This is a genomic window from Parendozoicomonas sp. Alg238-R29 (assembly GCF_947331445.1).
Lineage (GTDB): Bacteria > Pseudomonadota > Gammaproteobacteria > Pseudomonadales > Endozoicomonadaceae > Sansalvadorimonas.
Genome location: NZ_CAMZOG010000014.1, coordinates 17745 through 42411, shown reverse-complemented (window position 1 = coordinate 42411; position 24667 = coordinate 17745). Strand labels below are relative to the sequence as shown.

23 protein-coding genes are annotated in these 24667 nt (G+C 46.6%); 13 read left to right on the top strand and 10 right to left on the bottom strand.

The genetic code is table 11. From position 1 onward, the window contains the following. Window positions 1–39 precede the first annotated feature (39 nt). Window positions 40–369, top strand: coding sequence for a hypothetical protein (locus tag QMA35_RS05640; protein ID WP_281646161.1), 330 nt, complete (start codon window positions 40–42; stop codon window positions 367–369). A gap of 6 nt (window positions 370–375) precedes the next feature. Here the strand turns inward: QMA35_RS05640 and QMA35_RS05635 are convergent, their stop codons facing one another. Continuing rightward, a complete protein-coding gene (locus QMA35_RS05635) occupies window positions 376–891 on the bottom strand; it encodes an ACT domain-containing protein (protein WP_281646160.1) in 516 nt (171 codons plus the stop codon). A gap of 143 nt (window positions 892–1034) precedes the next feature. Then, window positions 1035–1652, bottom strand: coding sequence for a hypothetical protein (locus QMA35_RS05630; RefSeq protein ID WP_281646159.1), 618 nt, complete (start codon window positions 1650–1652; stop codon window positions 1035–1037). A gap of 303 nt (window positions 1653–1955) precedes the next feature. On the opposite strand from QMA35_RS05630, the gene QMA35_RS05625 reads away from it, so the two are divergent. After that, the gene (locus QMA35_RS05625; protein WP_281646158.1) at window positions 1956–3149 is read left to right on the top strand and encodes a class I SAM-dependent rRNA methyltransferase; all 1194 of its coding nucleotides are present in this window, start codon (window positions 1956–1958) and stop codon (window positions 3147–3149) included. Window positions 3150–3355: 206 nt separating this feature from the next. After that, window positions 3356–6346, top strand: a complete 2991-nt coding sequence (locus QMA35_RS05620; RefSeq protein WP_281646157.1) for a hypothetical protein — start codon at window positions 3356–3358, stop codon at window positions 6344–6346. 300 nt (window positions 6347–6646) lie between these two features. On the opposite strand, the gene QMA35_RS05615 is transcribed toward QMA35_RS05620, so the two are convergent. Then, window positions 6647–6958 (bottom strand): hypothetical protein, encoded by a 312-nt coding sequence (locus QMA35_RS05615; RefSeq protein ID WP_281646156.1) that lies wholly within the window; start codon window positions 6956–6958, stop codon window positions 6647–6649. A gap of 341 nt (window positions 6959–7299) precedes the next feature. On the opposite strand from QMA35_RS05615, the gene QMA35_RS05610 reads away from it, so the two are divergent. Next, window positions 7300–8313: an AraC family transcriptional regulator gene (locus QMA35_RS05610; RefSeq protein WP_281646155.1), complete on the top strand. Its 1014-nt coding sequence runs from the start codon at window positions 7300–7302 to the stop codon at window positions 8311–8313. Window positions 8314–8334: 21 nt separating this feature from the next. Here the strand turns inward: QMA35_RS05610 and QMA35_RS05605 are convergent, their stop codons facing one another. Together QMA35_RS05605 and QMA35_RS05600 are read right to left on the bottom strand one after the other, a co-directional pair. After that, on the bottom strand, window positions 8335–9477 hold the full coding sequence (locus QMA35_RS05605) for an acyl-CoA dehydrogenase family protein (RefSeq protein ID WP_281646154.1): 1143 nt from the start codon (window positions 9475–9477) through the stop codon (window positions 8335–8337). A gap of 68 nt (window positions 9478–9545) precedes the next feature. Beyond that, on the bottom strand, window positions 9546–10376 hold the full coding sequence (locus QMA35_RS05600) for a hypothetical protein (RefSeq protein ID WP_281646153.1): 831 nt from the start codon (window positions 10374–10376) through the stop codon (window positions 9546–9548). Between the two features lie 195 nt (window positions 10377–10571). Between QMA35_RS05600 and QMA35_RS05595 the strand changes: the two genes are divergently transcribed. Continuing rightward, window positions 10572–11489: a Dyp-type peroxidase gene (locus QMA35_RS05595; protein WP_281646152.1), complete on the top strand. Its 918-nt coding sequence runs from the start codon at window positions 10572–10574 to the stop codon at window positions 11487–11489. Window positions 11490–11492: 3 nt separating this feature from the next. Here the strand turns inward: QMA35_RS05595 and QMA35_RS05590 are convergent, their stop codons facing one another. Continuing rightward, entirely contained in the window at window positions 11493–11783 is a 291-nt protein-coding gene (locus QMA35_RS05590) for a DUF481 domain-containing protein (RefSeq protein ID WP_281646180.1), read from the bottom strand. Between the two features lie 210 nt (window positions 11784–11993). Between QMA35_RS05590 and QMA35_RS05585 the strand changes: the two genes are divergently transcribed. Then, window positions 11994–12308 (top strand): MGMT family protein, encoded by a 315-nt coding sequence (locus QMA35_RS05585; protein ID WP_281646151.1) that lies wholly within the window; start codon window positions 11994–11996, stop codon window positions 12306–12308. On the opposite strand, the gene QMA35_RS05580 is transcribed toward QMA35_RS05585, so the two are convergent. The 3 genes from QMA35_RS05580 to QMA35_RS05570 form a co-directional block, all read right to left on the bottom strand. Then, complete coding sequence (locus QMA35_RS05580) at window positions 12287–13861, bottom strand: MFS transporter (RefSeq protein WP_281646150.1); 1575 nt, start codon at window positions 13859–13861, stop codon at window positions 12287–12289. The two genes, QMA35_RS05585 and QMA35_RS05580, sit on opposite strands and share 22 nt — an antisense overlap. Before the next feature lie 85 nt (window positions 13862–13946). Continuing rightward, window positions 13947–14429: a YajQ family cyclic di-GMP-binding protein gene (locus QMA35_RS05575; protein WP_281646149.1), complete on the bottom strand. Its 483-nt coding sequence runs from the start codon at window positions 14427–14429 to the stop codon at window positions 13947–13949. 173 nt (window positions 14430–14602) lie between these two features. Continuing rightward, a complete protein-coding gene (locus QMA35_RS05570) occupies window positions 14603–14812 on the bottom strand; it encodes a dodecin (protein WP_281646148.1) in 210 nt (69 codons plus the stop codon). Window positions 14813–14955: 143 nt separating this feature from the next. On the opposite strand from QMA35_RS05570, the gene QMA35_RS05565 reads away from it, so the two are divergent. The 5 genes from QMA35_RS05565 (at window position 14956) to QMA35_RS05545 (ending at window position 21665) form a co-directional block, all read left to right on the top strand. Further along, a complete protein-coding gene (locus QMA35_RS05565; protein ID WP_281646147.1) occupies window positions 14956–15885 on the top strand; it encodes a 2-dehydropantoate 2-reductase in 930 nt (309 codons plus the stop codon). A 54-nt stretch (window positions 15886–15939) separates the two neighbouring features. Then, window positions 15940–17976, top strand: a complete 2037-nt coding sequence (locus QMA35_RS05560) for an ATP-binding protein (RefSeq protein WP_281646146.1) — start codon at window positions 15940–15942, stop codon at window positions 17974–17976. A 41-nt stretch (window positions 17977–18017) separates the two neighbouring features. Further along, window positions 18018–18872: a carboxylating nicotinate-nucleotide diphosphorylase gene (gene nadC / locus QMA35_RS05555; protein WP_281646145.1), complete on the top strand. Its 855-nt coding sequence runs from the start codon at window positions 18018–18020 to the stop codon at window positions 18870–18872. A gap of 25 nt (window positions 18873–18897) precedes the next feature. Beyond that, window positions 18898–19917 carry a UDP-glucose 4-epimerase GalE gene (gene galE / locus QMA35_RS05550; protein ID WP_281646144.1) on the top strand — a complete coding sequence of 340 codons (1020 nt, stop codon included), beginning with the start codon at window positions 18898–18900 and terminating at the stop codon, window positions 19915–19917. A gap of 77 nt (window positions 19918–19994) precedes the next feature. Further along, complete coding sequence (locus QMA35_RS05545; RefSeq protein WP_281646143.1) at window positions 19995–21665, top strand: helix-hairpin-helix domain-containing protein; 1671 nt, start codon at window positions 19995–19997, stop codon at window positions 21663–21665. Window positions 21666–21728: 63 nt separating this feature from the next. Here QMA35_RS05545 and QMA35_RS05540 read toward each other — a convergent pair whose 3' ends face one another. Beyond that, on the bottom strand, window positions 21729–22148 hold the full coding sequence (locus tag QMA35_RS05540; RefSeq protein ID WP_281646142.1) for a pilin: 420 nt from the start codon (window positions 22146–22148) through the stop codon (window positions 21729–21731). A 252-nt stretch (window positions 22149–22400) separates the two neighbouring features. Here QMA35_RS05540 and QMA35_RS05535 point away from each other — a divergent pair, with 252 nt between their 5' ends. Both QMA35_RS05535 and pilB read left to right on the top strand, forming a co-directional pair. Further along, window positions 22401–22835, top strand: a complete 435-nt coding sequence (locus QMA35_RS05535) for a hypothetical protein (RefSeq protein WP_281646141.1) — start codon at window positions 22401–22403, stop codon at window positions 22833–22835. Window positions 22836–22914: 79 nt separating this feature from the next. Beyond that, window positions 22915–24621, top strand: a complete 1707-nt coding sequence (gene pilB / locus QMA35_RS05530) for a type IV-A pilus assembly ATPase PilB (protein WP_281646140.1) — start codon at window positions 22915–22917, stop codon at window positions 24619–24621. Window positions 24622–24667: the final 46 nt, after the last annotated feature.

The window sequence follows — 24667 nt, the reverse complement described above, 5'->3', positions numbered from 1 at the left end:
TAAAAATACTTTCCCTCTGGTCTTTACAGAAAAGAATTCATGGGGCAATCTGGCAGCGTCTCATTAGTATTGGCATCAACGAAGTTGGACATAGATTACCGCTTGATCGCCTGTCAGGATCGTTTTCGACAGGTTTCCCACCGAGTTAACATTCAGCAACTGGTCGAGGATTTTAACCGGCTGCGCCTAACAGCCTCCAGCAATGGCATTCAGGCACGCTCCGATGCTGTTACTTTTATTACCAGTAATCTTGACCTGCTATCTGTTGTTGAGGATCTCGACAGTGAACAGGAAGAATCTCGAAGCCTACTCAACGCACTGGTCTCTGAACTTTATGACTTGAAACCAGAGGCTGCTCTCGCCCGCTGATCGGTATTATTCAAGACTGATATCCAGCATTAATTCCGGAGACAGAGCTTCTAGACGACTTCTTACGGTTTCAATATCCACGCCTGCCGGAGCCCGCAAGTGTGCCTGCATGGATTGCAGACTTACACCAGTATCTGGAGCAGGCAGAGTATCTGTGTGCAACTCGCTGATACGGATGTGCTGTTCGGCAAGGAGCCGGGAAATATCTGTCACCAGCTCAGGGGCGTCGTCGGCTATCAGATTTAACAACAGATGTCGTTCTTTCGGGGGAACCATGGAGGCATCAACTTTATCAATTCTTACCGTAATCCCATCAGATTCCAGCCGCTGCAATGCTGCAGTCAGGGTTTCAAGAACATCTGTTGCTACAGAAACAAAAAGAATACTGGCGAAACGCCCAGCCATATGTGCCATGCGACTAGCAACCCACCGAGCCTGATGCCTTGAGACTATCCGGGTTAGCTCCTGCTCCATTCCGGGCAAATCAGGCCCGGTCACTGTAAGAACAAGGTGTTTGATCATCCGCTCTGCCCCTGAGAAAATCCATCACAGTATGGACTGTGATTTGTTCGGAAGAATTATTTTTTCAGGAAGCACACTAGAAAGAAGAAAGCGCCGCAATCTTATGGAAAATTGCGGCGATAGTATTTCATGCAGAGAAAACTTTATTCCAAACCATTCAGTTGCAGAATAATCTGGTCATTATTGACCTCAAGGCTAATCGGGCTGTCAGGGCCGCCCTGAAGTTCACTTGGGAAATTTCCGTTATTTGGAAGTACGATTGTTAACCCGGTTGGCGAGGTCTGGAAACCAATCCCCTGCAAAGTGTTAATCGTGTAATTACCGTTAGAGCCAGTTGCTGTCGCTCCTGTTGGCAGCGGATCACCATTAGGTAGCTGATTCAGTATGAGTTGAGCGTCATCTCCAGAGATCAGTCCATGTTGCTGCAAACCGCTCGCCAGTCTTTGCTCGAAGTTTGGCTTCACTTCTGGTGGCAAGTAATAACGACTATCGAGGCTTTCTTCCAGATCTCTGGAAACCGCAGCACTGGAAGCCTGGCGTTGAATATCACCAATGGAAGGTTTACCTCCATCTTTGTTCTCCAGGCCACCGTCATAGTAAGGGGTGGTGGTGCTATCGTCTGTCGGGCGAACTGTCACGGTACTCATTATGTAGACATCTTCCATCTGCTCTCCTTCCAAAGGCTGAACCTCGGCATAGAGCGATGGGGACAATACCAGCCCGAGCACAGTTGCAGTAAGGTATTTGGGGAAATGCTTCATGGTGGCGTCCTGTCCTTTTGTGACAATATCTGTAGTTTTTATAATAGCTTTCTATATGCCAGATCAGGCGTCAGACTTACCACAGACTGAGACCAAAACCCTAAAAGCGCCACAACTGCGCCACGCCTTTAAAGCCAGAGTCAGGAAAATGCCAAGACATTTACCATCGACTCCTTATAATACCGCTCCCTTACCTCTATTCTCCTTGCTTTTATGCCACGACACAGTGGCATAAACGCCAGAAGGCCTTACAGCTTTTCTGGTGCAGAGTACTGTGGTGCAAGATTTCGTGCGGATTAAACCATGACTTTAACAACCTTACGCCTGAAAAAAAATGCCGACAGACGCCTGAAGGCAGGCCATCTGTGGATTTACAGTAATGAAATTGATACTGCGGCAACTCCACTCAACGGTGTTCAGCCCGGCCAGCAGGCGGTTATAGAGTCATCTACCGGTAAAGCTCTGGGCATTGCCTATATCAATCCGAACACTTTGATTTGTGGCCGGCTGGTCAGCCGCAACACCAAGCACGCACTAACTACATCCCTGATTGTTCATCGTCTGAAGATTGCTCTCAGCTTGCGAGAACGCCTGTTCGACCAACCTTGTTATCGTTTGGTTTATGGTGACAGCGATAATCTTTCAGGTCTGATTGTGGATCGCTTCCACGATTATCTGGTGGTTCAAACGGGAACCATCGGCATGGAGGTTATGCGGGAGGAAATTGTTGAAGCTTTGGTTAAAGTTCTGAAACCTGCAGGTATTTTGTTCCGCAACAGTGGTGGCGCCCGCAAGCTGGAAAACCTGCCGGAATATATTGAAACCGTTTATGGCGAAGTTCCTGACGAACTGCCATTAATTGAAAATGATACGCAGTTCCTGGCTCCCGTTATGGAAGGCCAGAAGACTGGCTGGTTTTATGATCACCGCCCAGCCCGCGCTTACTTGAACACAATGGTAAAAGGCCTGCGAGTTCTTGATGTCTTCAGCTATATCGGCGGCTGGGGTGTTCAGGCAGCTAACCACGGTGCCAGTGAAGTATTCTGTGTAGACAGCTCAGCTCTTGCTCTTGAGTATGTTCATAAGAATGCAGAACTGAATGGTGTGGGTGATAAAGTCGCAACTCTTGAAGGCGATGCGTTCTCTGCGTTGAAAGAGTTGCACACGGCTCAGGAAAAATTCGACATCGTTATTATGGATCCACCAGCGTTTATTAAACGCAAAAAAGATATCCGGAATGGTGAGCAAGCCTACCGTCGTGTTAATGAAATGGCGATGCGCTTATTAAACAACAATGGTGTTCTGGTGAGTGGTTCCTGCTCTATGCACCTGCAACGTGATTCTCTGGTTGATATTCTCCGAGCCTCTGCCCGCCATATTGATAGAGAAATTCAGTTGTTTGGTGAATGCCATCAGGGTGCGGATCATCCCATTCATCCAGCCATTCCTGAAACCGCTTATATTAAAGCGCTGTTTGGTCGTGTATTAAAAGTCTGACAAAAGCAGACACTTTAACGACACTCTTACATAAATCATCCCGCCCCAAGGGGCGGGTATGTAGATAAAGGATAAACCTGTTTAATTATCTTCTGCCAGTCGTACTAACAAATGCAAAAGTATGACTGACTTTATCTCATGGTGAAGAAATTAATATTCGAACTTTGACTCCAAGCTGATATTAACCAGCTAGCAGGAGCCAACCAATGGATAGTCACGGACGGACAGCACCCCCTCCAACCGCACAATTTTCGGGCAATAATACACAACGAGGATCAGCTCCGGGGCGTGGGCGTGGGCGTGGGCGTGGGCGTGGGCGTGGGCGTGGGCGTGGGCAAATTAGTCAAGCAGCCGGTAGTGATAACACTCGCCTTGGTAACGCAAAAAGCTTCGGTCGTAATGTTGGCCCCTCTTCTTCGTCAACAGATGTGCTTGCCAACACACAAGCAGAGAAACCACCCCATTATCAGACTTCACTTCCTGACAAACCGCTTCCGGAACGCACGTTTTATACTGGCCCCAAGCCGGGAAGATCCAATTTCCCTACACAAGTGAACCAAGCCCGCGACTATCTGGAACAATTAAATTGGAATAAAGATGATCCGTTCACAATCTGTCATACAGTATGTAGTGAATACAAAAGGCTTTTGGGTCACTGCGCGCAAATACCATCGAATGAATCGGAATACCTGAGAGCCTCTTTTAGAAGCATCTATGTATTCCACTTAGAGTATATTTTGGACTTGTTCAATAAAGAAACAAAAGCACAGCGTGGACGTGAAATGATACCAAAGCTTTTGACGGCTCTCTCACAAGTCGCCATTCTTAGATACGAAAATAGAGCACCTCATAGATTGATGCTCAAAGTCACGGCTGTGCTTAACAACTATATAAAGGAAGAACTTTCCTATCTTGAATTCCGATGTGGTTTTGGCGACAGGAGAGGCGAATTGAGTGTTATCAGCAAGCTGCGAAAGCTGCTTGATAAAGATGGAATTTGTCAAAGACAAAAACTCCTCAGTTATAACAAAGTAAAAGAATACACAACAGCGTTGAATGATTTTGAGAACAATTTAGGTCGTGCAAGAAAGCCCTGTTGCCGAACGGTTTTCAATAAAGCTATTTATGAGGGGAAAATACTGGAGGCAGGGCTATGGGTTACTCAGAATGATAACGCTGTTCTGGAAGCCCGCATGATCAGGGATATAATGCGTCACGAGCTGGATGCTCTGACTAACGTTCTGAAGAAAAAGAATCTCGGGAATCACGTTGAAAAAGTTCATTTACTGCTGACACTCACAGAATACTCCCGTTGTTATTCTGAGTTGATTGATGCCATCCCGGAAATAGCGGACAGTTTGATTAAGCTTTGTTCGACCATGACAAAGCAGACTTTTTTCTTTATAAAGCAGCAGTCTGAGTCAGCAGTCCTATCTGTTCAGAAGGCTACAAAGAAAGCACTTGAAGATATTGAATGGCTCAAACAAAAAAAAATTCTAGATGACGACTGCATGGTTTTTTTAGATGTTGCAGAAGAGGGAAGTGATGACCCCTCTGTGACAATAGATGGTAAGAAGCTGAACTATGAGCTTATTGATCAGAAAATTACCGATATAATGAATTGTTTTCCAAAATCTCCTGCCCCCAGGAACATTGAGAAAGGCATGCAGTTAATGCTGCCTTTGCTTCAGCAAAAGCAAACCATCCTGACTCAACCTTGGGCAGGAAAGGGAATGATAAAACGTTTTGAGAGTCTCGAAGGTATTGTCTATACAGAATATTTCCGTGATATTCTTCATACATACACATTTTTATCAAAAAAGCATAACAGAGATTATGGCGAGACCTGTAAGGAGATGGCTTGTTTTCGAAAACAATGCCTGAGAAATAAAGACTTCACAATAATATTGAATAGCAGAGATAACTGGAATCTAACTGTCTGCAAAGTATGGGGGCATCGACTAGGGCAATTACAAAATGCTCACGAGGTAACCACTGATGATCTTGATTATATTGATGAGCTGCTCGAACTGGTTCCGAACATACCATGTACACAAACCAGAAACAGGCTGTGGTCAACAATTGAACGATATGGACAGATCGCAGAAGCAGCTTCACAGATAGACGAGTCACATAAGCCAAGATTGAGTCGATTGCTTGCATATTGTGATACCATAGAGAGCAACCCTGAATACGAAAATAAGCATGAAACCAATCGAAAAAAAGATATTCGAGGTATTCGTGCCCTGCTGGAAAAAGCTGGAACCTTAAAAATTATTGAGAACAAGCCTGTTTCTTCTGCTATTGCAGAGCCTGATTTAAAAACAGCAGTGGGAACTCAACACGATTCAAGCGATTTTATAAAGTCTGAGTCAACTGTACGGACTGGTTCTCAGATAACTCCACTTAATGAAAGCGAAATTAAGCCGGTAAAAAAATTAGATACTTTGCACCCAGCAGGATCAGGAGTGGTTCATAACCCCGCTGTCACAGAATCAAAACAGCCAGCTATAGATAAAGGTTCGGCTCCAAAAAGAACACAACAGTCAGCCCCTAGTCCGCCCTTACTTGAACAACCACCGCTGCGTATCGCAGCTCAACAGCAGCCTTTGCTTACAACACCACCATCTTATCCACCAAGCAACATGGGTTCGCCGTTTCCGCCCGTTCAGACAGCGCCTGATATGTCAGTTGTACACTACGGCCCTTTACATACACAGGTGACCAGCCAGCCTCAGATAATACCGCTTGAGAATGTGCTTTGGTGTTACCCTACTCAATATGTTGGTGTTACATATGATCCTGCTGCAATTTTCTCAGATCCGGTCAGGCTTGGGTTTGGCTATTTAGAGCAGGCTGTTTGTGAGTATCAACGGAACTTTGATACACGCAATTTTGACCCTAATAAAATACAGCACTTGGTTGGATTGGGCCTTGGTGCTATCTACTCTGCATTGGCCTTGGCCTGCTCTTCTGAATCATTACAACAAGAGCTTTATCAGGCCATGCGGTGTTTTTTGATGCCTGATGAAAATGGTATCATCGCATCAGTTGCACAAAAGCTTAAGAAGCAGCTGTTTGATCAGTCAGATATGTTGATGTGCTACCAACTGATTCAAATCATTAATGATCTGTACTGCCTGCGATATAGGGTTGGACTACCGGTAGCTGTTCCCATGTTTCTTGCTCCACAATAGAAAATATGGAGATGAGCAAACAAGATTTCTGCGTCTACAAACATTATCAATTCTGTTTGCCAGTATTTGTCCGTAGTCGCTTTACTTCAGGGAATACTGCATCTTCTCTACTGCAAGATTGACTTCACTCGCTGTTAGCAAGTCAGTCATGGTGTGAGAGACATTGAATCAACCATAAAAAAACCCCGCAATTTGCAGGGCTTTACTCTATGAACGTTTCTGATTGGAATTCAAATCAGGCCAGGGCCGTATAACTCACGATTAATGGAAACTTCTCACTTCTATTTCTACTGCCGTTTATCAGGCTGTCTTGGGCAGATCATCAACACTTACTTCTGCACCAGTCATGTCGTATACCTTACATGAAGAAACCTGTGCCCGCCCTTGTATATAAGCGCGATCAAGTTTCGGAACACCAAAGCTGACATGCCTGTTTGCTTTTCTGGCATCAATTCCTAATTGAAATGCCGCCTCCTCTGCGCGCTGTGCCCAACCAAGGCTTTTGATGTAGTCATCTTCCATACGAGACATAACACCAGCGGCGTACATGGTCAGAATATCTTCAACACGCTCTTCCATTGCATTTATTACAGATGAATCACCCGCAACCATGAAGCTTACCTCCTGAAACCACTCAATAAATAATGAACTTAAAACACTTCTGAAACAGACCTTATCGTTTTTTAACGTTTGTTTAGCCTGTGTGATTATTTATACCGACAAGTTTTTTTTATTGCTTGTCTGTAAGTGGACAGTGACTTGACGATAAGTCTACTGACTGATCAAATAACGAAAGCGATTGAACGTGACTCATTATTAATGCAATCTAGGCATTATAATGCCGTCAATCGTCATCAGTTGTATAGGACAGGATATGGTCGGGTAAGTTCACCGTCTAGACAGTATGTCATTTACTGGAAAACCTGCAGCCCCAAGGGAACTGGAGCAAGCTGATGTTCAAAATCATGGATACGGAAAGCCATCCGACCAGGAACTCGCTGGCCGTGTGGGCGCAGTTTCTCAGCCATCTTCAGCCGGTTGCTCTTGAGCACCTACCCGACAAAGACCCCGAAAACTTCCATGGCCGGTTGCGCCTCGCACATCTCGGTGATCTCCGAATAAGCATTCTAAATGCGACGGAACACTGCCTTCGAAACCAGCCACCCGTTATTTCTGGAAAGCCCAGAAAAGAATATGTACTGATCATGCCAGTCAGCGGCACTATAGTGATTCGTCAAGGCAGAACAGATATGCCGCTGGGTAGAAACCAATCATTGCTGATTAATATAAGCTACCCGATTGAAACAGTTTACCTCTCTCCAGCCTGCTGCCTGCAGATAATGATTCCCGAGGCAAGGCTTCGACATTTGCAAAAACTGTTGCCCGACAACACTCCACATCCTTTAGATTGCCACAGGGGTATGGGAATGATTCTGCGCAATCAAATAATGGGAATGGTCAATGGGCTCAGCGATATAACCTGTGAAAAAGTGTGCCACTCTCTGGGTGAGCAGTTAATTAATTTACTGACTATCACCATGCATCACACGCAGTCCGTACATGGTAAAAAGTCTCCGGAACAGAAACGATTGGCCTCCATACTCACTGCCATTGACCAGCAACTGGAAAACCCGGATATCAGTACAGACTCTGTAGCTAAAGCCGCATGTATATCCAGAGCCTATCTATTCAAATTATTGAAACGTCATGACACAAGTTTTCGTCAAGAAGTGTTGCACCGCAGATTAAACAAAGCCAAGAACCTGTTAAAGGACCCTAACCTTACTCATTTGCCGGTTTCAGACATTGCCTGGCGCCTTGGCTTTAACAGCCACAGCCATTTCAGCCGCAGTTTTCAAAAAGAGACTGGCGTATCTCCCAGCGACTTTCGCCGTCAGGATATAACCCCAACAGAAGTGGAAAGTCAGAACCTGGAACTGGATCTTTCACTTGGAGGAGGCTGGTAAACCAGCTCCTCCGAAATCTGCTTACAACCCCATTTGCTTGGAGATGATTTCGTTCATTATCTCTCTGGTGCCACCACCAAGAGACAGAATGCGGTTATCACGGTACAAACGCTCAACCATGCATTCCTGCATAAAGCCCATGCCACCAAACAGCTGAACGGCATCATAGGTCAGCTTATCGCTGCAATCCGTGGCAAAATTTTTCGCCATAGAAACTTCTTTAATCACGCTCTTACCTTGATTCATAGCGTCAGCCACCTGATAGGTAAGAGCCTCACTGGCCTGCAGCATAGTCGCCATATCAGCCAGTTTATGCTTGGTCACCTGGAATTTGGCAATGGGGCGACCGAAAGCTGCACGTTCGCGAACGTAAGACAGTGATTGCTCGAGAGCCATACGGGCAGTCATGTTAGCCATCAGAGACAGCATCAAACGTTCACTCTGAAAATTACCCATAATGGCGGCAAAGCCCTGGTTTTCAGCTCCAATCAAGTTTTCTGCTGGCACCATGCAATCTTCAAAAAACAACTCGGCAGTATCGGAACAACGCCAGCCCATCTTCTTGAACTTTTTGCTGACAGAAAAACCGGGAGTTCCTTTTTCGATCATCAACAGACTGACACCACCAAACCCTTCGCCACCGGTACGCACGCCAACAGTATAAAAATCTGCCCGACTACCACTGGTAATAAATGTTTTGGAACCATTAACCCGGTAGTAATCACCTTCACGTACCGCTCGGGTTTTAAGATTTGCAACATCGGAACCACCACCTGGCTCGGTAATCGCCAGTGCAGCAATCTTCTCTCCGCGTAATACCGGAGGAATAACCTTTTCTTTCAAAGCATCGGAACCCAAACGGTTTATGGGAGGAATTCCAATATCGTGGGAACCAAGCCCTGCTGCAAGACCACCAGAGCCTGCCCTCATAAGCTCTTCTGTGAATACAACCTTGTGGAACACATCGCCGCCAAAACCTCCCAGCTCTTCCGGATAACCGATACCCAGAAAACCAGCCTCTCCAGCTTTTTGATAAAGCTCACGGGGAAACTCTTCTGCTTCTTCCCATTGATCAATGAAGGGAAGAACTTCCTGCTCTACAAATCGGCGAACGGACTCACGTAACAGACGATGACTGTCATCAAAATGGTGGGCGGTGAACATGGAGATACCTTTGTTATTGTTTTCACTCGCCCACAAGATTAACCAAGCGCTTGCTTGGTTGGCAAGTTTTAACTATTTGGTTTCTCGCTCTGCTCCGAAGCCTCTTGCTGCCCCGAGACACCCTCCCTTCCAAGAACCTTCTTTTCGAGAGAAAAATCGAACGATTTTTTATCCAGAACGACGCAACTACTACCTTCAAGTGATTCAAGACTATACTCTTTTTTGAGATGATCCGGCACTTCTACACTGACTTTGACACCTTCCAAGCTGTTATAAGGATCAATGCCTCCAGATGTTTTAGGGTTAGTAGGTGAATGGCTTCTGACTGCTGAGGAAGCCCGCTTTTCTTCTTTTTGTTTTTCTTCTTTTTGTTTTTCTTCTTTTTGTTTTTCTTCTTCTTGTTTTTCTACTTTTTGTCTTTCTGCTTCTCTTCGTCTTTCTGCTTCTTCTTGTTGTTTTGCTATTTTCTCAAGTAACCATGGTGTGTCAGTAATACTTTTCTCCGGGTCGAGCCTTAGCTCACCTGTTTCGTCATCCAAAAAGTTCATGTCGCATTCTCTTGAACCATATTTTATCTTTTTTTCTGTGGAGGAATCAGTAGGATCAGTAGGACTGACAGGGCGCTTAGAGCCACCTTGGAGAAGGTTAGCCTCAGCAGGAGCCTCACGAATCTGGTAAGCAGCGATAGCAGTAGAGGTCGCCGCAGTACTGATAACTGCAGAAGTGGCAGCAGCAGTAGTGGAAACTGTAACAGTAGTGGAAACTGTAACAGGAGTGACAGTGTGCCCCGAAGCTCCTACCTGCGCAGTAGTAGTTTCAGTGAGGGAATCATTGCTCACGCCCAATCCATAGCTAATAACCTCTGTGGTTTTTGATACAACATCTTTAAAGAAATGCATAAACACTCCTGATTAGTGATTAATGGATGCAGCATCATGCCCAAAGCCATTGAGGAAAACTCTGGCAAAAAAGCAAGCCAACCTAACAATCAGAAGACAGAGCGAATTGCGTTAAAATTGTTCGCGTTATGATCTGTACAAGCATCCAAGTGTGGCATATTAAGGGCTTGTTTTAAGACACCATTAGGAATAAACATGTCTGCCCCACAATCCGGGATTCTGCCTGAAGCTAACACTGACGCCACTTTTCTAGTCCTTCTTCTGCAAAACGATGCCGAAAGCATCACCACAGTTAAAAGAGCTGCTAACCAGTTACCACTGATAACCGAACAGTTACTCACTCGCTACCCAGACAGCAAGCTTTCATCAACTATCGCTTTCAGCAGCCGAGCATGGAAAGTGTTATTCCGAGATCAGGACTACCCTGAAGAACTGGCCCCGTTTAAGGCACTTCGTAACGATGATCGCCAGGCTCCCTGCACCCCTGGTGACATCCTGATTCATATTCGTTCGGATAGAAAAGATATTAATTTCGAGCTCAGTCGCCTGATTATGGAAAAGCTGGGTGACAGTGTTTTGATTGAAGAAGAAGTCTCCGGATTTCGTTACCTTGAATCCCGGGATATGACCGGTTTTGTAGATGGCACCGAAAACCCTGAGGGAGACAATCGCGCAGCTGTAGCACTGATTCCCGAAGGTCAGCCTCTCGCTGGCGGCAGTTATATTCAATCCCAGCGCTATATTCATAACCTGCCACTGTGGAATGCCTGCCCTGTGCATCAACAAGAACAGGTTATCGGGAGAACAAAGCAGGACGACGTAGAGCTTTCAAATGAAGAGAAAGCTCCTATTGCACATGTCAAACGGGTAAACCTGAAAGAAAACGGTAAGAGTCTTGAAATTCTCCGCCACAGCATGCCTTACGGAGATTCTACCGAGCATGGGTTGTTCTTTATCGCTTACGCACAAACACCACGACACTTTGATCTGATGCTGGAACAGATGATTCATGCGGATAAAAATGGTCATTACGACCACCTTATGGACTTCACTCAGGCTGTAACCGGTAATGCTTTTTTTGCTCCGAGCAAGGATTTCCTGCAAAGCCTGTAGTTTTTACCAGCCGAAACCCAGCCCAAAAGTCACACTGGTTTTACTGCGCACCCCGTCTGACGGCGGGGTCGAATCCAAGTCCAGACTGTAGCGCATATTAAACCAAAGTCTTTTAGTAACCTGATACTTTAAACCTAAATCCAAGCCCAGGAGCAACTGGTCTTCATCGCCCAAGCGGTAATAAACCGTGGAATCTGCAGTACCGTATAGATTGCCTTCCAATTGTTGAGTTGCGCTCACTCCCCAGCGTATAGCCCACCGGCTGCGATTTTTGTCGGGCGGTAATCCTCCCAAAATAACGTCAGACAGAAAAGGCGATAAGGGCTGCAATTACGACCAAACATCCACGACTACAAAACAGGTGCTAACAACAAAATCATGCAGAAGCCGTGCATTGTGGCAGTGGTCTGGCAGTTTTGAAAGCTCGTGCAGAACCTGAGAGACGAACTTTACACTCGATGTTATCCTCATGCTTTAGTGATAAAGCGACAGGAAAGCACACGGGTGTCCGAACTCAACAGAAACCAGAAAATCTGGCTGGTTGTTAGCGAAATTCCAGCAGGAAAAGTAGCAACCTATGGGCAGATTGCAGAAATGGCAGATATGCCTGCTGGAGCAAGGGTTGTCGGAAACGTTCTGTCGCAACTCCCTCCCGGCAGTCACTTGCCCTGGCACAGAGTGATAAACAGCAGAGGAGAGCTTTCATTTCCCCATGGTTCTACACGTTACCAAGCTCAGAAAGAGCGACTGGAAGCCGAAGGCGTGGTATTTATCAGTCAGAGAGTTAATCTCAAAGCTTATCGCTGGGATGGAGAATGAGGCACTCTTCTGCCTACATAGGTCACAAGCAACAATACCGGAAAGCCAATCAATGCACTTCCAATAAAGAATGACGGGTAACCCACTGCATCAACCATTGAACCGCTGTACCCCGCCAAAAGCTTCGGCAACAAAGTCATTAAAGAGCTGAACACTGCATATTGCATGGCAGTAAACGCACGATTGGTAAGACCTGATAAGTAAGCCACAAATGCAGCTGATGCCAACCCACCACTCAGGTTGTCAGCTGCAATCACACCAGCAAGCATCCAGACTTCAGGCTTGGACACAGCAAGCAGCGCAAACAGCAAATTACTGGCAGCGGCCAGAAAAGCTCCCAACCATAAACTTTTGAGAACGCCGTAACGAATCGCCAGCAAACCACCAAGAAAACCACCGGCAATAGTCATCAACAAACCAAAGGTTTTGGTAATTCCGGCTATCTGGTCTTTGGTGTAACCCATATCATCGTAGAAGACGTTAGCAACAGCTCCCATAACAATATCGGAAATACGATAAGTACCCACCAGCAGAAGGATAAACAGCGCCAGCTTTCCATACCTGAAAAAGAAATCCCTGAATGGTGCAACATAGGTTTCATCCACCATAGCGGGCGAAACAACATGCAGCTTAACCATAAGCCTTGCTGCAACCAGCGCAGCCACGAGGCTGGTTAGCAGACGGGATACTTCAGCAATAAACGAAGCGACCAGCTTATCCACAACAACATTTAATATGTCTGTTAACGGAGCAACCCACTGTTTGAAGTAAACAAAAGTCAAAGCAAATACGACTGTTGCCACAAGGAATAATCCAAGAAAGCGCAGATAATCTGGCGTTCCGTATTTATGAACGGAAGTTTGTACATCCGGTTCACGAATACAAAATGTTGTTACAACCCCAATAAGCATCGCCGCAGCCATACACAGATACGCCTGCGACCAGGCTGTATAACTGTACGCTGCACCATCTCCAGAACCAAACCAGCTGGCAAGCCATAATGCTCCTGCGCCGGCAGCCAACATACCTATCCGGTAACCTGCGATATAAGAGGACGACATGAGAGCCTGAAGGCTTTCATCAGCCGCTTCTATCCGGTAAGCATCAATCACAATATCTTGGGTGGCTGATGAAAAACCAAGAAGAACGGCACCAACAGCCACAAGAGTTAGACTGTTTTGCGGATCATTGGACGCCATAAATACCAGCGCCCCAATAACTGCCAATTGCGCCAGCAACAGCCAGGAGCGCCTTCGCCCAAGCCATGATGTAAGAAATGGAAGAGGAAGCCGGTCAACCAGAGGAGCCCAGACAAACTTGAAGGAATAACCAAGAGCCGCCCAGCTGAAGAAAGTGACCGTAGATCGAGCCACACCAGCTTCACGAAGCCACAAAGAAAGACTGCTGAAAATCAGCAAAATAGGAAGGCCCGCCGAAAAACCCAGAAAAAGCATGGCAACCACTCGCCCCTGAAAACAGGCGGCAATGGCTTCGCTCCAGCTTCTTTGAGAGGACAGTGTATTTTCAGTTAAATCCTTTTGCTGATCCGCCACTCGCCGATCCCTGCCTGAGTTTGAAATGTTGTGGTGGCACAGAGGTTAGCACCTCCAGCCTTATTATGACTGGAGGAAATACAGATTAATCCCGGAAGTTATCAAACTGCAGAGGCACATCCAGTTCCGCTTCACGCAAGGCTGCCATCGCGGACTGCAGGTCATCCCGTTTCTTGCCTGTGACACGCACTTTTTCGCCCTGAATAGCAGCCTGAACCTTAAGCTTGCTGTCTTTGATCAGCTTAACAATCTTCTTGCTCTGGTCTTTATCAATACCCTGCTTAACCACAGCTTCCTGCTTAACCTGCTTGCCGGAACCATAGTGATCTTTAACTTCCATGCACTTAATATCAATACCGCGCTTCACCATTTTGCCTTGCAGCATTTCCACCATCTGACGCAGCTGAAAATCAGCGTCAGAAGTCATAACAATGGTTTCTTCCTTGTGCTCAAAGCTGGCATCAACACCGCGGAAATCATAACGGGTAGTCAGTTCACGGCTCGCCTGATCAACAGCGTTGGTCAGTTCGTGCATATCCACTTCAGATACAATATCAAATGAAGGCATTCGCCCTTCTCCTGTATGTTCATCAAGATCCGTTTAATGATCAGGATTTTAGCCCGAATGGCTTACAGGTCGCCAGCAAGCCTTTGCAAGACCTGGGGCGCTCTCAGTTAAGCATACGACTCAGCGCCGCCCGAAGGGTATTGCCGAGTTCGATGCCTACTTAAGAACGCCCCCTAGCCTTCCAGCCGGAACCCGATCTTTACAGTAACCTGAAAATGGGCGATTTCGCCATTTACGATATGTCCCCGGTGTTCAACAACTTCATACCAGTCCATGTTTTTGATTGTTTTTGAAGCTTTAGCAAGAGCATTACGAATAGCATCATCACTGCTTTTTGTAGAACTGCCCACCAGCTCAATTTTTTTATAAGTATGCGCGCTCATTTATTTTCTCCCCGGTCAATATGGCAGATTGCCAAAGTCAGTATAGATAGCAGGAAACTATTCACATACCGGCTTTACTGCTTCTTTAAACAGCCCTGTGCGATTATTCTTTTCCCGCAGTTTTATTGAACGAGGAAAAGTGTATGACAGTTGCCGCTTACCCCCATTGGTATATTCTTGGAGCCGGAGCCATCGGCTGTCTGTGGGGCGGGCAACTGTTTCGAAGTGATATTCCATCAACTTTTCTTGTACGCCCTGAACGATTAAATAACAACACTCCAAGCCCTGTACTTTGCATAACTGAGAATCAGCAGAGAACAGAATTCCCCATTGATATCCAAAGCATTGCAACCGAAGTCTCTATTCAGAATCTGATTATCACAACTAAAGCTGGTGACGCCTTGCCCGCACTGAATGCAATCGCAGACAATCTGACCTCTGACGCAACCATTCTGCTTTTACAAAACGGCATGGGAAGCCAGCAACAGATTGCCGAACTGTTCCCTCAATATGCGGTTTATGCAGGTTCTACAACTGATGGTGCCTGGCTGGAAAGCTTTTTAAACATCCACAGAGCTGGAAGAGGGAAAACATGGCTAGGGCCCTTAAACCCAAGGGCAAAGGAGTTCGGGCATTATTCCGCAATCAACAGCCTGACAAAAATTACAGATATAGATGTAACCTTTGTGGATAACATCACGGAAAAGTTACAGGAAAAGCTAGCCATAAATTCTGCGATAAATGGTCTGGCAGTGCTGCACGACTGCCCAAATGGCAGCCTTCTTGAAGGAGCTCTCCAAAAACAGGTTCAAAACCTTTGCACAGAAACTGCCCAGATCCTCTCTGCCGACAGCTATACCATTACAGCAGAAAGACTGTTAGAAACAGTCAATCATGTACTTAAAGTGACAGCCGAGAATATCAATTCAAGTCTTCAGGATGTCCGCAACAATCGCACTACGGAGTTGAACTGGATTAATGGCTATTTGCTGACAAGAGCCCAAAAGCACGGTATCGCTGCACCAGCCCATAAACAGCTTATACAGGCGCTGGCGGATAAAGATATTCACTAACAGACTTTTCCATCTACAGCAGTCGATGTACTCTGATACCAGATCAGACTCTAAATGAGCTCAATGAACGGATTTCAGGATTATCTGTCCCGCCTTTCAATCAGCCGAAAGCTGGTGCTTGTTATGCTCAGTGTTGTGCTGGGTGTTGCACTGGTTTCCTGTGCTGTTCTGATTGTTTCTGCCTATCTGGTTTCCAGAAACAACTTTGTGCCAGCAAATGTTCAGGCGGTTTCGCGCATCTTGTCCGAACCGACAGTTCTCAATACTTTACTCACCAACAAGCTGGAAGCAGAAAATATTCTGCACGTTGCCAGTGAGTATTCCCAGATCAGTGCCATTGCCATTTACAATTCCGATGGCAAGCTTTACGCAAAGTTCTGTCCGGGAGATAGCTTGCCTCTACCTGAGCTCGCTCCCGATGAGGCGATGACAGAAACAGACTATCTCAAAAAGATCAGCGCCGGCCCGGGGCGGGTTGTTACCCTTTATATTCAGGCTGACCCATCCCTTCCCATCGATTTTTATGCAGGTATGACCATCGCTGTGGTCATTATTCTGGTGTTTATTCTACTGTTTGGCAGTCTGGCTGCCGGGATGATCCGACGTGTCATAACGTTGCCAGTATTGCACCTTATACGTATCGCCAATACGGTTTCCATTGAAGAAAACTACGGCGTGCGGGCGCAGAAGTTCTATCACGATGAAATCGGTATTCTTGCCCAGACATTCAATACCATGCTGAGTCGTATAGAAGCCCGAGATCAACTACTGACAACGGCCAGAGACAAAGCAGAACAGGCCAGCCTGAAAGCACAGGCTTTGGCGATTGAAACCCATATGAGTAACAAACAGCTGGAACAGGAAGTTCGCAGTAGAAAAGAAACAGAACGTCAGCTAACCCGCTTGCAACATCACTTGAACAGTATTGTTGATTCCATGCCCTCAGCCTTGGTCGCAGTGGACGAAGAGCTGGCTGTAGCCCAGTGGAACCGGGAAGCTTCTGTTCTAACTGGTATAGATCATGATCACGCTATGGGAACATACCTGGGTGAGGTGATGCCCTTCCTGGCGGACACACTGGGACAGGTTCAGGAAGCTCTGGACAGCGAAACCGCCGTCCAGTTGGAAAAATTGTTACTCGCCCTGCCCGGTGGCGAAAAACATATGGATATGATGATCTACCCGCTCACCGAAGTAGATCAACATGGAGCCGTTATCCGCCTTGATGACATCAGCCGCAGAATGCAGCTGGAAGAGATGATGGTACAAACAGAAAAAATGATGTCTGTGGGTGGGCTTGCGGCAGGTATGGCTCACGAAATCAATAACCCTCTGGGAGCCATCCTGCAAAGTATTCAGAATATTAAGCGACGGGTTTCACCAGAACTGAAGGCAAACAGTGAAACGGCAGAAGAACTGGGTATAAAACTAGAAGCTATAGATGCTTACCTTGCACGGCGGGAGATAACTAAATTTCTGGATAATATTCACAACGCTGGTGTGCGGGCATCCCAAATTGTTTCCAATATGCTGCAGTTCAGTCGCCGGGAAAGCCGAGACCTGACCCCAATGCCCATGGGAGCGCTAATCGCTCAAACACTGGAGATTGCGGCCTCCGACTTCAATCTGAAACAGGGTTTCGACTTTAAACGGATAACCATTAAACAGAGTATTGACCCCGAACTTCCGCCAGTACCCTGTATTGCCAACGAGATTCAGCAAGTTTTGTTAAATCTTCTGAAGAACGCAGCTCAGGCAATCAGCAACCGGGAAGAATCCAACTGGCAAGGGCAGATTTCCATCAGTACCCAACGAGAGAAAGATAAGGCCGTTATTACCGTGGAAGACAATGGCACTGGCATGCCGGAAGATATTCGTCGCCGTATTTTTGAGCCATTCTACACCACCAAAGATATTGGTTCAGGTACAGGGCTCGGCCTTTCTGTCTCTTACTTTATTATTACCAACAACCACCACGGCACCATCAGTGTTAACTCCACTCCCGGTATAGGGACCGCCTTTATCATCACTCTTAACCTTAATCTTGGCAGCGCTACACATTCAAGTACTCCCGAATTGGATTCACGCTGATATAATCCCCTGCCCGATTATCGATGTGCATGGATTTCAGCATGACCACAACCTGGCAGCAGCCGCTTTTTGAACAGTCTGTTACTGATAATGTCCGGCAGGCGCTGACAGAAGACATAGGCAGTGGGGATATTACCGCTAGCCTGATTCCCGCAGACAGAACCGGAGAAGCCCGTGTTCTGACGAGAGAAGCAACTGTAATCTGTGGCAGGCCATGGGTTGATGAAGTTTTCCGCCAGATTGATCAAAATGTTCAGGTTGAGTGGCATGTGGAAGAAGGTGCCATGGTTGAAGCCGACACCATTCTCTTCACCTTAAAAGGTCCGGCACGCAGCCTTCTCACTGGCGAACGGGCTGCCCTGAACTTTCTGCAGATGCTGTCTGGCACCGCGACCCTGTGCCACAACTATGCAACAAAGGTTGAAAGTACCAGTGTCAAATTGCTGGATACCCGCAAAACCATTCCCGGCCTGCGACAAGCCCAGAAATATGCGGTACGCACCGGAGGCTGCCATAATCACCGGATCGGTCTGTACGATGCATTCCTGATCAAAGAAAACCATATTGCCGCCTGTGGCGGAATTAAAGAGGCCGTTGTAGCAGCCAGAGAAATCGCCCCGGGCAAGCCTGTTGAAGTTGAGGTGGAATCCCTTTCTGAGTTAGAAATCGCTCTTGAGTGCGGCGCTGACACTATCATGATCGATAACTTTTCACTGGATAATATGAGTCAGGCAGTGGCTATGAACAAAGGGCGTGCCAAACTGGAAGCTTCTGGCGGAATTACAGATCAAACACTGTTACCCATTGCCCAGACAGGCGTAGACTTCATATCCATTGGTGTGCTGACCAAAGACTGCAAAGCAATTGACCTTTCCATGCGCATAACCAAGATGTAATGCCATAGTAGGCAAAGGAAGAAATATGACAGCCACAATTCTTGTGACAGGTGGTGCTGGTTACATTGGCAGCCACACCTGCGTAGAGCTACTGCAAAAAGATTACGATGTTATTGTTCTCGATAATCTGAGCAACAGCTCTCCGGAAGCCCTGCGCCGTGTTGAAAAGATTACCGGTAAAAGTGTAACTTTTGTTGAAGGTGACGTTCGGGATAGAAACATTCTCCGAGAGCTATTCGGCCGCTATACATTTGATTCCGTTATTCATTTTGCCGGCCTGAAGGCTGTTGGCGAATCTTGCCAGATTCCTCTGGATTACTACGACAACAATGTCAGCGGTACTGTGATTCTGGCTCAGGAAATGGCCGCTCACGGTGTTTTCAATCTGGTGTTCAGCTCATCAGCTACTGTGTATGGCGACCCAGCCAGCTTGCCAATCCGAGAGGATTTCCCTCTTTCTGCAACCAATCCTTATGGTCGCTCCAAGCTGATTATCGAGGAAATACTTGGTGATCTGTACAAATCAGATAACCGCTGGAATGTTGCCCTTTTGCGTTACTTCAACCCTGCTGGCGCCCATAAATCTGGACTGATCGGTGAAGACCCTAACGATATCCCCAACAACCTAATGCCTTACATCAGCCAGGTGGCTATAGGTTTGCGGGAAAAGCTCTCTATTTTCGGCAGCGATTATCCAACAGAAGATGGCACCGGCGTTCGCGATTACATCCATGTTGTTGATCTGGCAAAAGGCCATGCCTGTGCCATCGAAAAACTACGCACAGGTTGCGGCCTGAAAGCCTGGAATCTGGGTGTCGGCAATGGCCATAGTGTTCTGCAAATGGTCGCTGCATTTGAAAAGGCTTCCGAAAAACCCGTTCCTTACCAGCTGGTTGAACGCCGCCCTGGAGACATCGCAGCCTGTTGGGCAGATCCCGCTCTGGCAAAACAAGACCTGAACTGGGTTGCAGAGAAAGGCCTGACAGAAATTATGGCCGATGCATGGCGCTGGCAATCTACCAACCCTAAAGGATACCGGGATTAATAAGAGCTACTATTAACTCACTCCGGTGGCCAATTCGCTGTTTCCTGCCGTTTTTTGTTTTTGGGCAGGAAACAGCCATGCGCATATTCACATATCTATTTACCCTCCTTAGCATTCTACTTCCATTGCAATCTCTCAAAGCGTTGGAGTGCCCTGACATTCCACGAGACCTTCTGCAGCAGGAACATCAAACCCTTTTAGAACAAATTCAAAAACACAATGAGCTCTATGACGCAGGAAAGCCAGAAATCCGTGACGAAGTTTATGATTCCTTAACTGCACGACAGCGACTGACTAGTCGATGTCTGGGAATAAAGAAACCAGCTGCCGCAATCCCTGTTGATAGCCGCCACCGCTATCCTATGGGCAGCCTTAATAAAGCTGAAGACAAAAAGCAGGTTGAAGACTTTCTGAAAAATGCACAACGGGTAGGAACTCTGGTTATCGTTCAACCCAAAATCGATGGTGTTGCTGCAGAGCTTGTTTATCGTAATGGACGACTCATCCAAGCGCTCACCCGCGGCCAATGGCGAACCAGACAGGGAATTACTTTATTACCCTTTATCAAACATATTCCAGCGATTCCTCGCTCTATCAGCAACAATAAAAATGAAATTGTTATCCGGGGGGAGCTTTATTCCGATAGAAATAACCTCCACGCAAAAAAATCGGCATCACCAAGACACTACGTTGCCGGGCTTATTAATCGTTCAGAACCACCAGCAGAAGAGCTTGCTCAACTGAAGTTTTTCCCATGGCAGTGGAAAAACAGCACTCAAGGCTCTCTTCTGAAAAATACCCACCAATTTGAGGAGTGGGGGTTTATGAAAACTGAACAGTTCAGCCATAAAGTCACAGATATTGATAGTGTTTTAAAACTAAGAGCCTTTTATGGGAAGACGAGTTCAAAGGTTACTTTCCCCATGGATGGCATTGTCCTGAAAATGAATAACCTTGCCGTTCAGGAACGCCTTGGCCATCTGGATGGAACACCTTACTGGGCACTAGCGTGGAAGTTCCCCCCACAACGTGCTGTTAGCCAGATACAAGGCATTAACTGGTCAGTTGGGCGAACCGGTCAAGTCACAATTATTCTGGATATTGCTCCCATCAAATTACAGGGAATCACTATTTCCAATGTAAATGCCGGTCCACTGACTTATTTTGCAAAACGGGATATCGCAGTATCCGATAGCGTAGAGATTTATCTGAAAGGTGCAGCGACACCGGTGCTCGGTCACACAATTCTCCGCCCTACCAACAGACAACCGGTAGCTCTGCCGGACTTTTCACCCTATAACGGACTAAGCTGCCTCGAAGTGTCGGCCTCCTGCAAAGAACAGTTTATCGCCAGAGTTAAATGGTTGACCGGTCGTAATGGACTTTCTATACCGCAGTTTGATCAGCAATTCATTGAACAGTTAATCAGCGAGGAAAAACTTCAGCGGTTATCTGATATTTTTAAATTAACTCCCAGCACAATAGAACAAGAAGCTTACCGCTCACTGCACAATCACACTCTCTCCCTTGATCAGGCTCTAAGAGCTTTAGGCATACCAGAAGTTGGAAGAAAAAAATCCGAGTGGCTGGCAAAACATGGAAAGAACTGGAGCACCATTCAAAAGGCATCAATCAATGATCTTCAAGCGTGGTTAAAAGCATCAGAGCAGGAAGCACAAACAATCAAAGCTTATTTGAACAGCAGGGAAATAAAAGCAACAGGCGAGTATTTATTAAAAAATAAATAAAATTCAGGGAATAAAAAACGGGAGCTTAATACTCCCGTTTCGCGTCAGATTACAAAGTAATCATTAACGGCAGTTAGCAGGTCTGAACTTATCGTTCAGAGTACCAGCAGTACAAGTCCACTGAATACCACCGTTGCTGTCAGAAGGAGTGAACACCAAGGTGTTGTCAGTAGCATCAACCTTACTGTCGTAAGTTACAGTGATGATACCAGCAGCACCAACTTCTACTGTAGTAACAGCGTTACCAGAGATAGTAGCAGGCAGGCCAGCAGTAGCATTATCAGTCGGCCATGCAGCCTGAGAAGCGTAGTACTCAGTTACAGCCGCTTTAGCGCCTGCAGCCAGGTTAATACCTTCAGTTACGTGAGCACGCTTGGTGTAGTCCTGATAAGCAGGAATAGCGACAGCGGCCAGAATACCGATGATAGCTACAACGATCATCAGTTCGATAAGGGTGAAACCCTTTTGGATGCTTCCTTTCATAGTACTCTCCTTGAATACACTTTTTTTTCTCACTCAGCATTAATTAGTTAATTGGATTCAGCTGTCGCTACACCAACAAACTTCTTAATATCTAAAACATCTTTCGTCTTGGCTCCGTTTTACTTTAGGAAGCTATTCAGAGGGGCAACCTATTAAAATGAGATAGCAAGAAACGTTAAGATTCCCAGCAGTTATTTCAGCTATCAGAAGCACTGCCGAGAAGCACTTAAACTTTCAATAAAAGTGTTTCCTATGCTGATAATTAAAGATCAACTGGCGAAAATAGCTGCCCGTATGTGTAGTTATGGGTTGATTGCTGTATTGCTGACACTCTTCGGCCTTGGAAAGATCAAAGACACTCACGAAGAAATGGCTATATCAGCTTTACAACATATAGAGAACAGCAATAACGCCCTGTTTGCCCTGAAAACACCTCACATAGCTGTCATACGTTCCGGATCAGGCGCTGACTATTACCGAGAGCTGGCGGCTGATCAGCTGGGGGACTATGAAACCCACACTCTGGTTAACTGGACCGTGGATATAAAGCACTTCTTATCCAGTGGCTCACTACCCATCGAGCTGTATTATCAAACCGACTATGAAAATGGCATCACCATGCAGAATATGCGGGTTGAAGGGGCTTTACTGCCGAAGCTGGTTTCCCAGAGCATCCTGATTGAGTAAACCTCACTTCAGGACATAGCTATAACCAGCGGGTGTATGTATCATCTTTATTAACAGATTCATCTAATAAAAATGAGCTATGGCAGATACTCCTCTTCCCGGACTTGCCCGTAAGCTAGTCGCTGATGGTCTTCTTGATCAGCAAGCAGCTGAGGGTGCGGTCAAGGCCGCGAAAAAAGAGAAAGAACCTTTTATTTCCTACATCGTTCAGAAAGGGTTGGTGGGCAGCTATGACATTGCCAAAATCAACTCCGAGCTGTTCGGCATACCTCTATTTGATATAGACACCCTCGACTTTGAGATGGTACCCACCACGGCCATCAGCGAGAAACTGGTTCGCCAGCATCGCTGCTTCCCACTTTTCAAGCGTGGCAACCGTCTATTTGTGGGAGTTTCTGACCCTACCAATGAAAAGTCCATTGATGAAATTCGCTTCAACAGCGGCCTGAATGTTGAAAGCATTCTGGTTGAAGAAGGCAAGCTAACCGCTGCCATAGAAAAGCTTCTGGATACATCCGGCAACGATCTGGGTGATCTTGATGATGAAGAGCTCGAAGGCCTGGATGTAGAGTCCGTCGATGACGATATTGACGAAGACCCTCGCGCTGGAGATATGGAAGATGCTCCGGTCGTTAAGTTCGTGAATAAGATGCTGCTCTCTGCCATCAAGCTAGGAGCTTCGGATTTACACTTTGAGCCTTACGAGAAGACTTACCGCATCCGCTTCCGGGTAGATGGCGTTATGCAAGTAGCGGCCCAGCCACCTATAGGGCTGTCACCCAAAATATCTTCACGTCTCAAGATCATGTCATCTATGGATATCTCCGAACGGAGAAAACCCCAGGATGGCCGGATCAAGATGAAGCTTTCCAAAACAAAAGCTATCGATTTCCGTGTGAATACCCTGCCTACGCTCTGGGGTGAAAAGATCGTACTGCGTATTCTTGATCCATCCAGCGCCAAAATGGGTATCGACGCCCTGGGTTATGAGGATGATCAAAAGCAGATGTACATGGCTGCCCTTGAGCAGCCGCAGGGCATGATTCTGGTGACTGGCCCTACCGGTTCCGGTAAAACAGTATCCCTTTATACCGGCCTGAACATTCTCAACACTATTGAACGGAATATTTCCACAGCTGAAGACCCCGTGGAAATCAACCTGGAAGGGATCAATCAGGTTAACGTAAACCCCAAGCAGGGTATGGACTTCTCACAGGCACTGCGAGCCTTCCTCCGTCAGGATCCAGATATCATCATGGTGGGTGAGATCCGGGATTTGGAAACGGCCAACATTGCGATCAAAGCGGCCCAGACTGGTCACATGGTTATGTCGACCCTGCACACCAACAGTGCTGCGGAAACCCTGACTCGTATGATGAATATGGGTGTTGCCTCCTTTAACCTGGCAACATCCATTAACCTGATTATCGCCCAGCGTCTGGCTCGGCGGCTCTGCAATAACTGTAAGAAAAAGCTGACTATTCCAACGGAAGCTCTACTTGAACAGGGCTTTACCGAAGAGCAAGCATCCACAGCGGTTATATATGGCCCTGAAAGTCGCGGCTGCGACAAGTGCAATAAAGGTTATAAAGGCCGGGTGGGTATCTACGAAGTGGTGCAGATCAGCCCAGGGATGCAGCGCATTATCATGGAAGAAGGCAACTCCATCCAGATTTCCGACCAGGCACAGAAAGAAGGCTTTAAAAACCTTCGCCAGTCTGGCCTGCTGAAAGCCCTGCAAGGCGTTACCAGCCTGGAAGAAGTTAACCGGGTCACCCTCGACTGATTTTATCCTCTCAATCTTGCCCGCTATTCTGCGGGCAACACTTTTA